General features: G+C 48.0%; 12 protein-coding genes. 5 read left to right on the top strand and 7 right to left on the bottom strand.

Annotated features, from left to right (window positions below):
* Positions 1–204 precede the first annotated feature (204 nt).
* The 3 genes from NQU17_04210 (at position 205) to NQU17_04200 (ending at position 2896) form a co-directional block, all read left to right on the top strand.
* Positions 205–1248 carry an IS630 family transposase gene (locus NQU17_04210; protein ID UUM12773.1) on the top strand — a complete coding sequence of 348 codons (1044 nt, stop codon included), beginning with the start codon at positions 205–207 and terminating at the stop codon, positions 1246–1248.
* Between the two features lie 149 nt (positions 1249–1397).
* Positions 1398–2165 (top strand): transposase, encoded by a 768-nt coding sequence (locus NQU17_04205; GenBank protein UUM12772.1) that lies wholly within the window; start codon positions 1398–1400, stop codon positions 2163–2165.
* A gap of 41 nt (positions 2166–2206) precedes the next feature.
* The gene (locus tag NQU17_04200; protein ID UUM12771.1) at positions 2207–2896 is read left to right on the top strand and encodes a transposase; all 690 of its coding nucleotides are present in this window, start codon (positions 2207–2209) and stop codon (positions 2894–2896) included.
* Positions 2897–2920: 24 nt separating this feature from the next.
* On the opposite strand, the gene NQU17_04195 is transcribed toward NQU17_04200, so the two are convergent.
* Entirely contained in the window at positions 2921–3436 is a 516-nt protein-coding gene (locus tag NQU17_04195) for a hypothetical protein (GenBank protein UUM12770.1), read from the bottom strand.
* A gap of 1 nt (position 3437) precedes the next feature.
* Complete coding sequence (locus NQU17_04190; GenBank protein ID UUM12769.1) at positions 3438–4631, bottom strand: amidase domain-containing protein; 1194 nt, start codon at positions 4629–4631, stop codon at positions 3438–3440.
* 210 nt (positions 4632–4841) lie between these two features.
* On the opposite strand from NQU17_04190, the gene NQU17_04185 reads away from it, so the two are divergent.
* Positions 4842–5303 carry a helix-turn-helix domain-containing protein gene (locus NQU17_04185; protein UUM12768.1) on the top strand — a complete coding sequence of 154 codons (462 nt, stop codon included), beginning with the start codon at positions 4842–4844 and terminating at the stop codon, positions 5301–5303.
* A complete protein-coding gene (locus NQU17_04180) occupies positions 5192–5983 on the top strand; it encodes an IS630 family transposase (GenBank protein ID UUM12767.1) in 792 nt (263 codons plus the stop codon). The genes NQU17_04185 and NQU17_04180 overlap by 112 nt, the downstream gene beginning before the upstream one ends.
* A 514-nt stretch (positions 5984–6497) precedes the next feature.
* Here the strand turns inward: NQU17_04180 and NQU17_04175 are convergent.
* The 5 genes from NQU17_04175 to NQU17_04155 all read right to left on the bottom strand — a co-directional run bounded on the left by NQU17_04175 (position 6498) and on the right by NQU17_04155 (position 12972).
* Complete coding sequence (locus NQU17_04175; protein ID UUM12766.1) at positions 6498–7274, bottom strand: 1-acyl-sn-glycerol-3-phosphate acyltransferase; 777 nt, start codon at positions 7272–7274, stop codon at positions 6498–6500.
* 137 nt (positions 7275–7411) lie between these two features.
* Positions 7412–7666 carry a GlsB/YeaQ/YmgE family stress response membrane protein gene (locus NQU17_04170; protein ID UUM12765.1) on the bottom strand — a complete coding sequence of 85 codons (255 nt, stop codon included), beginning with the start codon at positions 7664–7666 and terminating at the stop codon, positions 7412–7414.
* Positions 7667–8142: 476 nt separating this feature from the next.
* Entirely contained in the window at positions 8143–8733 is a 591-nt protein-coding gene (gene pgsA / locus NQU17_04165) for a CDP-diacylglycerol--glycerol-3-phosphate 3-phosphatidyltransferase (protein UUM12764.1), read from the bottom strand.
* Positions 8717–10111 carry a 30S ribosomal protein S12 methylthiotransferase RimO gene (rimO, locus tag NQU17_04160; GenBank protein UUM12763.1) on the bottom strand — a complete coding sequence of 465 codons (1395 nt, stop codon included), beginning with the start codon at positions 10109–10111 and terminating at the stop codon, positions 8717–8719. The genes pgsA and rimO overlap by 17 nt, the downstream gene beginning before the upstream one ends.
* Before the next feature lie 83 nt (positions 10112–10194).
* Positions 10195–12972: a DNA translocase FtsK gene (locus NQU17_04155; GenBank protein UUM12762.1), complete on the bottom strand. Its 2778-nt coding sequence runs from the start codon at positions 12970–12972 to the stop codon at positions 10195–10197.
* Positions 12973–13457: the final 485 nt, after the last annotated feature.

Below are 13457 nucleotides of genomic sequence, written 5' to 3'. Positions count from 1 at the left end.
GGTTTCTGTTTGATGCGCATAGTAGCTGATTGAAACAAACGATTCCTAGATGTTTCCGGGTTATCTCCTTCTTGTCTTGAATTAACATAGGGTAATATGCCGCTTTTTTATATTATCCAGTAGATAGTTGGATCAAAGTGAAACTACTTATTGACTCGCTAAATAAACCTTGCGTTTCTTGATGATTTTTGATATAATAATCGTATGAATAATGATTTAAAAACCCAAGCAGTACGGCTTAGTCCGGAAGAACAATATCAGATTCGCAAGAACATCATCCGACTATCAGAAAAAGGTAAAACGAATGAGGAAATAGCAGAAATCTTAGATGTAAGCTTGCGGCACGTCCAGAACACTAAGAAACAATACAAGGAAGGCGGGATCGCAGGGATCAAGCCCCAAAAGCGTGGTCGCCGAGAGGGTGCGAAACGAACCCTTACTCCTGCCCAGGAAAAGGAAATACAGCAAATCCTGGTTGATAAGACACCGGATCAATTGAAGTTCAAAGACTGCATGTGGAGCAGAAAAACCATTGCAGAGCTCATTTATGAAAAGTATAAAATCAGCCTGCCCGTATCTACTTTAGGGGTCTACTTGGCGCGGTGGGGATTCTCAGTCCAGCGGCCGATGAAACGCGCCTACAAGCAAGACACAGAGAAGGTGCAGCACTGGGTCGAAACTGAGTTTCCTGGCATTACTGAACGAGCAGAGGCTGAGAATGCAGAGATTTTCTTTGGAGATGAAACCGGATTGCAAAACCAGTCAACTTGCTTGCGTGGGTATGCGCCAATCGGACAAACGCCGGTGGTTCGAACCGAAGCAAAGCATATCAAGATCAACATGCTTTCAGCAATTTCCAATCGAGGAAAATTGCGCTTTGTCCTCTATAAAGACAACATGAATGCCGACAAACTGATTGATTTTATGCGGCGGTTAGTGCATGACAGCAACAAGAAAGTATTCCTGGTGCTCGATAATCTGCGGGTTCATCACGCTAAAAAAGTCATGGCGTGGGTAGAAAAGCATAAGGAAGAAATTGAGCTGTTCTACCTGCCACCGTATGCCCCAGAGTACAATCCTGATGAATTGCTCAACAGCGATCTCAAACGTGGCATAAGTAAAAAACCAAGTCCCAGGAGCGATGATGAGCTTGAACATAATGTTCGATCTCATTTAAAAACTGTGCAATTGCGTCCTAATAAAATCAGGGGGTTCTTCCATTCAAAAACCACAAAATATGCCTCTTAATATGCGCAAGGTTTAATTAGGGGAGCAATAGAGACTGCTGAATGGGCCCGGAACACAGTGTTCAAGCCACTTTCAGCTGGTTTCTGGTATAATAAAGTTATAAGTTTTCATTAAATTTCAGCATTTTTGCTCGTATTCAAGAGATTTTTATGGGTTTTAAGAAGAGAAATCGTCAAATTTCGGTGTTTGAATACCCAAGTGGTTTCCATGGGGTCAGCATTGATCCCTCCAATCGATGGGTGAAATTATCCCATCAAATGCCCTGGGATCTCATCGAAGAAATCTATGCCACTAAGTTCAATGGGCCTCGTGGCAACCGGGCATACTCATCCAGACTGGCCTTTGGCGCTCTTTTTCTCAAACAAGCCTTGAATGTCTCTGATGCGGATTTGATTGAGCTGGTTCGTGAAAATCCATATCTTCAGTTTTTCCTCGGATTCGAAGAATTCTCAAGTGAATTGCCCTTTGATACCAGCTTGATGTCTTACTTCAGGCAACGCTTTACAGCCGCAGAAATTTGCCAAATCAATGAAGCCATTATTGCTCAGAATCCCTTAAAGAAACCATCGTCCAATGATGATAGTGATGATGATTCGAGCGGCGGCCATTCGGGGGAAAGCGATCTCCAAGGCTCTGAGTCAAGCACTTCTTCGGTCAATGACTTGTTACAGACAAGCAGCGGTACGTTGATCCTGGATGCTACCTGTGTTCCACAAGACATCCACTTCCCGACGGATATCCGCCTCCTGTATGAGGCGGTCTGTTCAGCCATGCGTCATCTAGAAATAACACGAGGAAAACCCATTACCAAAACTCAGAAGTCATTGTTGAATCGTGCCAGACAGGCTTATTTGAGCATCTCCAAATCGAAAAAAATACTCCAGCCCAGTTCCGAGAAAAACAGGGTATTCTCTTGAAATTGCTGAAACGCTGCCTGGGATACTTTGACTCACCAGCCATGAACAAACCCATCAGCCCAAAGACGATCGATGCACTCAAGACACTGTCTTTGATTCATGATCAGCAGTTTGAGATGTGGAAGTTAAAAATTAACCGGATCGAACGTCGAATTGTCAGTGTGTCCCAGCCCTGGGTAAGGCCTATCAAGCAGGGCAAGGCATCCGTCAACACCGAGTTTGGTTCGAAAATTGCCCTCTCAACGGTGGAGGGGTATGTTCGAATGGAGTACTTTTCGTTTGAAAACTTCAATGAAGCCCTGACCTTGCAAGAGAGTGCTGAGCGTTACAAAGAAAGAACAGGATCATATCCTGAAAGGATCCTGGCAGATAAGATATATCGAAACAAAGCCAACCTGGCATTCTGCAAAAGCAAGAATATTCGAATGAACGGTCCGGCACTTGGCAGACCCCCAAAGGATCCTCAGGTGCGCCAGCAGCAGCGAGCAGCAGAGGTCCAGGAGGCTGGCGATCGCAATATGGTGGAAGCCAAAATCGGAGAAAGCAAACGGAAGTATGGTCTAGACAGAATTATGGAGAGAACACAGCAAGCCACTGAGGTGATGATCTGTGTTAGTTTTGTTGTGATGAATTCCTTCCGCAACCTGAGGAAGCAGCTTGCTTCTTTTTTTGACAAAAACCAAGTCTTCAATTTCTACATATCTTTCGAGGTTTATGCAATTGCTTCCTGAAAAGTAGCAATTATTCATAACCCTCTACTTAACTGGAATAAAAATTATTATTCCCTGGAATGTAAAGGGCATCATAGCAATAGTGCCATCCACGTTTATGATGGCTTTGTCTTTAGGTGAAGAAGAGCTTTCATTATAGTGTATAATCGGTAATTTCAGCACTTTCCATTCGTCGTTTTGCTTTATCAGATAGATTCCCTGACCATCATAATTTATATTGGAGGCTAGAGGAACCTTGGCTTTATTGTAGTCTTCTATCGAAATATAGATGATCCCAGGTGAAATTTTGTCCCCTTTATTATAAACCTTAAATTGAACCAGGCCGGACTTTTGTCCATCTTTCATTTCTAGATCGGTTCTAAAGAGTTTTTTTGCGCCTTCTTCGAGGCTTAAATTATCAAAGCCATCCGGAAGGGCTAGTTCATCTGCATAGCTTAACGATTCTGGATCAAATTCAGGCTCTTTACTACAAGCACCGGCTATTGATAGAGTAAACAATAGTATTATCGTTAAAAAATTAATTCGTGCATTTCGAGTCATATTAATAGGTACCTTCAACCACTAGTACTCGTTTATTATCATAGTTGGAGTCTTCCACCTTAAGATTAAAGTTATATTGAGTTGGTGATGTGCGTCCTATTACCAAAGTTCCATATCGATAGGGGGAAGCCGGATTATAAACATAAAAACCCATTATAATTGTACTGTGCCCCCAGGCACTAGTATTACCAAATTGGACTATATCTCCCAATGAAAAAGGATATTCATACCTTTCATCAAAGATTTTATATTTTACTGAGGAAGCAACTGGACCTTTGGAATGGGTTGTAGTTAGAAATGAAAATAAATAGTTGACCGACGGCCAAGAATAGCTTCTGCTATTCAGCGAAGCATACCACCATCCTGTTGATGGATTTCCATTATTAAAAAGATTAGCCCCACCTGCTAATAATGCATGTGATACAAAGTTTGTGCAATCATAACTTCCTGAAATTTTACTAAAATCATAATATGGTACAATAGATGATCTACTTAGGGGGGAATACTTGTTATAATTAGCTTTCGCCCAAGTTAGACTTTTGGAGGAACTTATGGGATCCAACGAAGTGCTGCCTTCAATCCCATATACATCTTTTTCAACCACTTGAGCCGCTTCAATGGATTTGAGAAGTCTTTCTTTATACTCCTTTGCTCGAAAATTGATCGAATCCACGTCTAATGAATCGAGTCTTTGACTTTTTGATAAGTTTATCTTTTCCGAAGTACCCCTTAACTCTTTTTCTATAGGATCATTTGGAAATAGTACATCGACGATCATATTTTTACTGCCAATCACCACAACTTCATCGGAAACTACGGTAGGACTATCAATACCTTCATAAGTGAAATCACGTCTAACTCCATAAGTAAGATAATCAAGAGAATCGCGATTCTCCTTATTAATCAAAGTAGCGGTAATTTTATAATCAAATTTGATGATATGAGCTGCTTTTTTAACAGAGCTTTCAATGTCAATACGATTGTTTATATAATTTTCGATGTTAACGTTCTCATACTTGGGAGAAATATAATTGGCATCGACATTATCTCTGGTTAAGAAATAAGTTTTAAGAAAATTAACGGATGTATTTTCAAAGTCATTCTGAACTTCAGCAGAAACCTGGGTTGGATTTATAAAAGTTGAAATAAAAATTAGGACCATTAGAAATACACTTATGTGGTTTAGTTTTTTCATAGCAAACTCCTTTTATTTATATTCTTCAATAAATTTTTTTGGGTCAATCACAAAAACTGTGGGATTTTCCCAAGTTGACATGGAGCCTCTGTCGGCGTGGTTCCGCCAGCCTTGCCGCTAGGCTGCATAAATGCTGGGCTAGTACATTGTAACATTTAAAACTATACTATAATAGCATATTCTGATATCCTATAAGTAGGAGGTGAGAGTATGCCTAAAGTATCCTATGTTGTTGACCTAAGTGAGAAAGAGCGGGTGAAACTCCTAAATATTGTCAATAAAGGAAAAGCAACCGCGAAACGAATTCTTCACGCTAATATTCTCTTGGCTGCAGACATGAATAATCCAAACCAAGCCAGTTCTCCGGTGATTGCCGAGCGCTTTCATGTGCACCGGCAAACGGTCCAAACAGTTCGAAAAACCTATGCTACACAGGGGTTAGAAGCTGCGCTCGATCGAAAGAAACGGACAAAGCCACCTATTGATCCTAAACTTACTGGAGACGTCGAAGCCAGAATTATTGCCATCTGCTGCAGCAATCCACCTCCAGGGTTTGAACGTTGGACTTTACGTCTGGTTGCAGAGGAAGCAGTCAAGTTGGAGATTGTGCCATCCATTTCTCATACGTCGGTGGGCAGGATCCTAAAAAAAACGAATTTCAACCTCATCTGAAGAAGTGTTGGTGCATTCCACCGGATCAAAACGCAGCATTTGTCGCTTGCATGGAAGACGTTCTGGCGGTATATACTCGCCCTTTCAATCCATCTATTCCTGTCATTTGTATGGATGAAAAGCCATGTCAGCTGCTGGATGAGGCCAGAAAGCCTATTCCGGCATCACCTGGGTATGTCCGCAAGGAAGATAACGAGTATATTCGCAAAGGGACTTGCAGCCTGTTCCTTTTTACTGAACCTTTAGGTGGCTGGCGGCGATGTGATGCATCGGAACGTCGTACCAAGCAGGATTGGGCGGAACAGGTTCGGATTCTTTTGGAAGAAGATTATCCGGACTGTGAGAAGGTCATACTTGTGATGGATAATCTCAACACCCACAACATTTCAGCGTTGTATGAACGGTTTCCGCCAGCTCATGCGTTCCGCCTGAGTCAACGACTGGAGATCCATCATACTCCAAAACATGGAAGCTGGCTCAATATAGCCGAAATAGAACTTAGTGCTTTATCAACTCAATGTCTCAATCGAAGAATCTCGTCAATTGAGATGATGGATCGAGAGGTCAAGTCTTGGGCTACAAAGCGGAACTACAATCAAAAGTCAGTAGACTGGCAATTCGATGTTACAGATGCACGTTGTAAATTGAAACATTTATACCCAGTGATCATTACAAATTAAGATGTTACAGGATACTAGTCGGCCAGTCAGGCTACCACGTCGACCTCTCCGTGTAAACAGGGAAAATCATAATCCCACATAAAAAGTGATTGAGCCAAATTTTTTTTAAGGTATTTAACTTCCAGATGTACAATGATATCTCCATCTGGTCGTAAAGCATCTTAAATTAACCCCTTATTACCCCTTCATTTTATTTATTATCTGTACAATATCAATATTAATTTTTATTTTCTACCGTTTGTTAAATGCTGTTATTTGGGATGTACTAAAAGCAATCTAAAAAATAAATTGAAGGTGTAGAATCAGCCAAAACCGGCACCAGCTTAAGTTTCAAGTACAACTCCGGCGACCTGAGTACCAAGAAAAGTGTCAATGGGGTTTCGACCAAATACATCTACCTGAGCGGAAAATTAGCCTTTAAGACCACCGGAATCACTTATGCAATCATTAAATTGTATCAATCTCTGAAAGATTATTTCGGTCTCATTTACTTTACTATCTCAGAAATTCCCTCTTAGACGATTTCCTGGCGATAGTCCTGGTACTTTTGAAAATCCTTTGTGGTCTCCAGCTCTTTCAGCCGCTCCTGTTCATTCTTGATCATCGTTTCAACCCGTACCGGCACTTGAGCCATTTCTTCCTTGGTAAGGCCCTTGGTCTCCACGACCGGAAGAAAAGACATCCAGACTCGGGGCCGTTTCGGCCGCGATAAGTCGAACAGCTGATGCGATCCTTCGATCACTACCGGAACAATGATCGCCTCCGGCTTTGTCGCCAGCTTGAACGCGCCCGGCTTGAACGGCAGCATATCCCCGCCGGAACTGGTCGTGCCTTCCGGATAGATCACCATGGTGTAACCCTGACGGACATTTTCAATGCCTTCCAGAATGGCTTCCATGGCCCGCCTGGGTGTGGACCGGTCAATGAAGGTGCAGTTGGCCATCTTCATCCAGTCCCGCAAAAAAGGATAGCGCAGCAGCTCTTTCTTGGCAACAAACCCCAGCGGCTTATCAATCAGACCTAGCATCATGGCAAAGTCAAACTCGCTTTGATGGTTTCCAATGAATACGCAAGGCGTCGGCTCCGGTGGAATGTTCTCCTTCCCCAGGACATAGAAGTCAGCGCCGATGAGCTTCAGCTTGGGCTGAACCCAGCGGTGGGCTACTTTTGAAGCATAAAGAAACGAAGCCCGGGGATTGGTTTTCCGAAGATCCCTGGCGGTTTTCAGCTTCGGAGTCAAACCAATCAGAGAAAACGCCAGTTCAGCAAAGAACAGGATCGTACGCAGCAAAGGATCCACCTCCATGCGGCACCTGTGGCCGGTGCCCGTTTGACTAAATTATACCACGACACACAAAGCGCTAAGCTTGAAACCCAAGGTTTCAAGCTTAGCGCTGTTGGATTGAGTACCTATGATTGCGGGCGGCTTCAGCGTCGCTTAGTTCCGCGATTGACCAGCCATAGCACAATAATCGCACCTATAACACCAAGAACAATACTTCCCAGATTGAAGCCGTCTACCGTGCCCACTCCGAGAAAATCACCGATAAAGCCTCCGACAGCGGAACCTACAATACCGATGATGACACTCTGGAACGTTGACATGCTGCGGCTGGTCTTCGTGATCTTTCCTGCGATCCACCCAACCAAGGCTCCAAAGATGATCCAATAAATCCAGGTCATTTCTTCTTCCTCCCAATGAAAAATTTTCTGTCTATCAAAAGTCTATCAGCTTTCATTTTCATTGGCCCGAAATCCAAGACATTTAAATATTATTTTATAAAATATTCATCAAAGACATGAAACTTCTTTATCACGGACCATTATACCGGGACCACCCCTTTTCAAATGCTCCCGGCATGATGCATCATTTTCTCATTTGATCACCTGTCTGGATGGTGGCGGACGCCTTGGTACAAAAATGACCCAACACTCAGGTGATGACTGGATCATCTGCATGCTAAGTCATTCCCGTAACGGGTCATTCGCATAGGGTCATTCGGGTAACGAGTCATTCGCTTGCTGGATATTGGAATACTTGGTTCATTGGTTTGATGGGCTCTTTTTTGGCGGTGGATTATTTGCACCATGGATTATCTCATTCTTGGATCATCCGTCTCTTGGATCTTCCGTCTCATGAGTCACCAGGTGCAGCTGTATTACTTGCTGGGATCGATGTTGGACCAGCCCTTCATAAAGTAGTCAACCCCGGAGTAGATGGTCATGAAAGCGGCGGCATACATCACCACATCAGGCAGTAGCCACAGGATCTGAGCATTGGTTTCCAGCCAGTTTTTGACTGGTAAAAACCAGGCGTCGGTGTGGATGATGAGCTTGAGGAGCATCATGATCACCGCAACCATCTGCAGGGTCGTCTTGAGCTTGCCCAGGTTGGAGGCTGAGATGACGTTGCCCTCATTGGCGGCGATGGTGCGCAGGCCGGAGACGGCGAACTCGCGGGCGATGATGACAATGGCGATCCAGGCCGGAACCAGTTCCCGGGCTACCAGCATAATGATGGCAGATGTAACCAGGAGCTTGTCGGCAAAGGGATCCATGAAAATGCCGAAGTTGGTGATGAGATTGTGCTTGCGGGCAATGCGGCCGTCCAGGTGATCGGTAATAGACGCCACTGCGAAGACGATGAGGGACAGCATGGCCCAGTGCGGGATGAATTCAAAGGACATGAACAGGATGAACACGGGGATCAGCACGATCCGGAACAGTGTCAGCTTATTTGCCAGATTCATGATCAATCTCTCCTATCAAATCATATTCCAGGGCATCGGTAATGCGGACATTCACAAAGGTTCCGGCGATCAGTTCCTTGTCGGAGCGGATCAGCACTTCTCCGTCAATTTCAGGGGCCATTTCAAAGCAGCGCCCGGTAAAGCCGTCTTCGTTCCGGCCTTCAACCAGAACCTCATAGGTCCGGCCGATCTTCGCCTGATTCTTGGCCAGGGATACTTGCTGCTGAACCAGCATCAGCTCGCCCCGCCGCTTTTTCTTGACAGAATCCTTCAGCTGGCCCTTCATGTGCCAGGCCGGGGTGCCCTCTTCCTTGGAATAGGGGAACACACCGACTTTTTCCAGCTGCATCTGAGCCAGCCACGCTTTCATCTCCTCGAACTCCTCTTCGGATTCCCCGGGGAATCCGGTAATCAGGGAAGTCCGGATCACCGCATCGCTCATCAGCTCACGGATGCGCCGGATGATGCCTTCAATGGCCGCCCGGCTGGTCCGCCGGCCCATGCGCCGCAGGACGGTATCAGAAATCTGCTGAATCGGCATATCGAAATAGTTCAGGATCCGGGGGGATCCGGCGATGGTCTGGAGCAGCTCCTCATAGATGCCTTCCGGATACATGTACATCAGGCGAATCCAGTGAATTCCCTCCACCCGGTCCATGGCCTGAAGCAGTTCATGGAGTGTCTGGCGGCCTTCGGTATCCCGTCCGTACATCGTGATGTCCTGAGCGATGACGATAATCTCCCGGACCCCCGCCTTCGCCAGTGTCTCCACTTCCCGGAGGATGTCCTCCCGGCTGCGCGAGCGGTAAGAGCCGCGGATCTTGGGAATGATGCAGTAGGTGCAGTTGTTGTCGCAGCCTTCGCCGATCCGGACATACGCCGTCGAGCCGAAATTGGTGGTCAGCAGACGCCGGCCGTCATTGACGCCCACGTCCGACCAGGCTGTGTCAATAATGCGCTGCCGGTCCACAATGAATCGTTCCACGTATTCATCGAGTTTGCCGTAGCTGTTGACACCCAGGATGACGTCCAGTTCCGGCATTTCGCCCAGAAGCTCCTCGCCGTAGCGCTGCGTCAGACAGCCTGTGGCCATCAGCAGCTTGCAGCTGCCTTCGGTTTTGAACCGGGCCATTTCCAGAATGGTATTGATGGATTCTTCCTTGGCCGCGTCGATGAAGCCGCAGGTATTGACAATGATGATGTCGGCTTCCATGGGTTCCTCGGTCATCTGATATTTCTGCCCCAGCGAACCCAGCATAATTTCAGAGTCCACCCGGTTCTTGTCGCAGCCCAGGCTGACCAGTGCCAGCTTGTAGCCCTGGCCGGGCGTAAATTCTTTCTCGTTTTTCTGACTGATTGAAAAGTCTGTTCGGATCATAGGATGGCTGATGCCCCGCTTTCTTTGAATAATTTTCACTTAGGTTGTCTTATGTTACACACCGCTGCCTGGCAGCAGTTCATTTACAGCATGTCGTCCGAAGTCCAAAGCACCCGGCGGGGCTTGGCTCCGTCCGGGCCGGAGATAACGCCGCGCTGCTCCAGATCATCCATGATCCGGGCGGCCCGGTTGTAGCCGATCCGCATGCGCCGCTGCAGGAACGATGTCGATGCCTGATTGTATTCCATGACGATACGCACGGCTTCCTCGAACAGATCATCCGATTCCTCGTCCGCTCCGTTTGTGCCGGAACCGCCCTTTTCAATGTGCTCGATAATCGATTCATCATAGCGGACTTCCGACTCCACAACCTTGATATGGGCCACGATGGCCTCCACTTCTTCTTCACTGATAAAGGCTCCCTGCACCCGCTTGGGTTTATGGGCGCCCATGGGCGAGTAGAGCATGTCGCCCTTGCCCAGAAGCTTTTCCGCGCCGCCCTGATCCAGGATCGTCTTGGAGTCCACATAGGAGGATACCGCAAAGGAAATGCGCGACGGAATGTTGGCCTTGATCACGCCGGTGATGACATCCACCGACGGCCGCTGCGTCGCGATGACCAGGTGCATGCCCGCTGCCCGGGCCATCTGCGCAAGTCGGGCGATGTAGCTTTCCACTTCGCCGGCGGCAACCATCATCAGGTCCGCCAGCTCATCGACAATAATGACGATGTAGGGCAGCTTCTCCTCGATTTTGCCCTTGGCCTTCAGATCATTATACCCTTCAATGTTGCGGACGGAATGAGTATTGAACAGGTCATAGCGCCGGGTCATTTCATTGACCGCCCAGTTCAGGGCGCCGGCCGCTTTTTTGGGATCCGTCACCACCGGGATCAAAAGATGCGGGATGCCGTTGTACACGGACAGCTCCACCATCTTGGGATCCACCATAATCAGGCGGACCTCCTCCGGGGTGTATTTATACAGCAGCGAAACAATCAGCGCATTGATGCAGACCGATTTGCCCGAGCCGGTGGCTCCGGCGATGAGCACATGGGGGAATTTGGCAATGTCTCCGATGATGATGTCCCCGGAAATATCCTTGCCCAGCCCCATGGCCAGTTTCTGCGTACTGCGGGTGAACTTTTCAGAATCGATGACCTCCCGCAGGAACACCGGCACAGTTTCCTTGTTCGGAATCTCAATGCCTACTGCCGCCTTGCCCGGGATCGGTGCTTCGATGCGCACGCCCGTAGCAGCCAGCCCCAGCGCGATGTCGTCCGACAGATTGGTCACCTTGCTGACCTTGATGCCGGCCTTAAGCTGCATTTCATAGCGCGTGACCGACGGCCCCTTGCTGACATCAATCACCCGGGCGTCCACGCCGAACGTCGCCAGAGTATCCTGCAGCTTGCGGGCATTTTCCAGGATTTCATGATGATCTTCTTCGTCCATCATGCCCCGCATGTTCTCCTTCAGCAGCGCGACGCCCGGATACTTGTAGACCGGTCGGGCCGCGCTCTTAGGTTCTTCCATGGCAATCTGCCGGCCCTTGTCGGACTTTGGCTTGTCCGTCGCCGACAGCTTTTTTCTGCGGTAATCGGAGAATTCCTGTTCGGTCAGAGAATCCGGCTGCGGATCAGCCCCTTCTGCTGCTGGGTCAGCATCAGCGTTGGCTGATGTTCCCGGTTTGGCACTCGCCTCAAATCCATCGCCAGCCGAATCCGAAGAGGCTGTCGGGCCGTTGCCGAACACCCGCTCGAAGGCTTCCTCCGATTCACCACCAATCGGCGTTCCCTTGGGATCGGTTGAGTCCGGCCGCGGATTCTTCTCATCGCGGACCTTATTCCAGCTCTCCAGGTACGGCACCGTAATCGGGTTCTGGACAGCGGCTTCGCCGGCAGGGGGTGTCCCCGAAGCAACGGTGGTTTTTTTGCCGGGCGAAGCCGCTCTAGGCTGCACTTCGATGTTGAACCGGCTTCTGGACACTTTGGTGCCCTCCAGCCGATGGGCTGACCGGGGCTGTCCATTCAGGAACGCCGGCAGGGACAGCTTGCCCTGAGCTTCTTCCGCTGCCGGCCGTTCGACCGGCCCAGACTTCGGTTTTGCCTGAATCTGATTTTTAAAGCGCCGGGCGGAGGGAATGGATTCCTCCGGACGTACCGACCGGATCCCTTCCGCCGGTTTGACTTCCAGCGCTTTCAGTTCGTTGTTCTTCTCCCGGAAGCTTGAAATCTTCGTGGAAACCTGAGAGGAAACTTCATGTCCTTTCCGAAGCGAGTCGTACAGGGTGGTGTTGAAGATCAGGACGCCGCCCAGAATGATTCCCAGTACGGAAAAAATGTAAGCTCCTACTTCCCCGAACAGCTTGACCAGAGGATAGCCCAGCAAATAGCCGAATACTCCGCCGTGGGTCTTGCCGCGCAGCCCTGAGATTTCCTGCAGAGCGTCGCTCAGGCTGTGGGAATCCAGCAGATACATATGCCCCACTGACAGAGCAATCAGAAGCGACAGCACAGCCAGGATGATCCCCAGGGTGCGCCGGTTCATCAAAAATTCTCGTTTTCGTAAAATAAAGGCAAATCCGAGGGCCAGAAACAGCACCGGAAATAAATACCCTAAACTGCCAAATGTGGCAATGGCCAGATCCTTCAGGAACTCCCCCACCCGTCCGGTCTGATCCGTAAAGATCCCCGCGGTGAGCAACAGGCCAAAACCGATCAGGATCACGCCTGTAATTTCATTGCCATACCCTTCAAAAAACCGGCTGGTTGTCTGACTGGCCTTTGTGGCGCGCCTGGTCACGGACCGCTTCTTAGCCGGCCGCTTTACCGCCGGACGCTTTCGTTCCTTTTCCGCCATGGGCTGCCACCTCCTTCTTTCTTTTGATATCCATATATTACCAATATACATTTTAACACAACCAGTCGTTGAATAGTTGCACCCCGTTGCGCCATGTGCGCTCGCCCGCAATTTTTCTTTGACTAATCAATGGCTCAAGGGCTGAAAGCTCCCCTAAAAATGATTGTATGCGATTTCCCGGAGCGTTATAATTTAATTATAAGTATGCGACTATAGTTAATTTATACACAATCTGTCCCCGTGGCCTGAACACTTTTTTCAGACGAGCCAGGCAGATCCGTTCTCACTCTGAAAACTTGTCTGCATGTTTATTCACCTTTGTCCGGGTCGCTCATTGGCCATCCTGTATCGTTTCTTCTGCCGTACTGACTGCCTTGGACCCATTGCCGGCACTGACCGTTCATAACCCTCACTCCGGCCCATCTGGAACTCCCTTCGACCCAACAGCTGTACTTGATGACTTCAATCTGCAAACTAGTGAAAGG

The sequence above is a fragment of the Clostridiaceae bacterium HFYG-1003 genome, assembly GCA_024579835.1.
Classification (GTDB): Bacteria; Bacillota; Clostridia; order Clostridiales; family Clostridiaceae; genus JG1575.
This window is presented reverse-complemented; position numbering and strand designations above follow the sequence as displayed.

Excerpts from the sequence above, each read along its gene's own strand:
- NQU17_04155 (UUM12762.1), bottom strand. The coding sequence starts at position 12,972 with ATGGCGGAAAAGGAACGAAAGCGTCCGGCGGTAAAGCGGCCGGCTAAG.
- NQU17_04205 (UUM12772.1), top strand. The coding sequence starts at position 1,398 with ATGGGTTTTAAGAAGAGAAATCGTCAAATTTCGGTGTTTGAATACCCA.
- NQU17_04190 (UUM12769.1), bottom strand. The coding sequence starts at position 4,631 with ATGAAAAAACTAAACCACATAAGTGTATTTCTAATGGTCCTAATTTTT.
- rimO (UUM12763.1), bottom strand. The coding sequence starts at position 10,111 with ATGATCCGAACAGACTTTTCAATCAGTCAGAAAAACGAGAAAGAATTT.
- NQU17_04195 (UUM12770.1), bottom strand. The coding sequence starts at position 3,436 with ATGACTCGAAATGCACGAATTAATTTTTTAACGATAATACTATTGTTT.
- NQU17_04185 (UUM12768.1), top strand. The coding sequence starts at position 4,842 with ATGCCTAAAGTATCCTATGTTGTTGACCTAAGTGAGAAAGAGCGGGTG.
- pgsA (UUM12764.1), bottom strand. The coding sequence starts at position 8,733 with ATGAATCTGGCAAATAAGCTGACACTGTTCCGGATCGTGCTGATCCCC.
- NQU17_04200 (UUM12771.1), top strand. The coding sequence starts at position 2,207 with ATGAACAAACCCATCAGCCCAAAGACGATCGATGCACTCAAGACACTG.
- NQU17_04210 (UUM12773.1), top strand. The coding sequence starts at position 205 with ATGAATAATGATTTAAAAACCCAAGCAGTACGGCTTAGTCCGGAAGAA.
- NQU17_04170 (UUM12765.1), bottom strand. The coding sequence starts at position 7,666 with ATGACCTGGATTTATTGGATCATCTTTGGAGCCTTGGTTGGGTGGATC.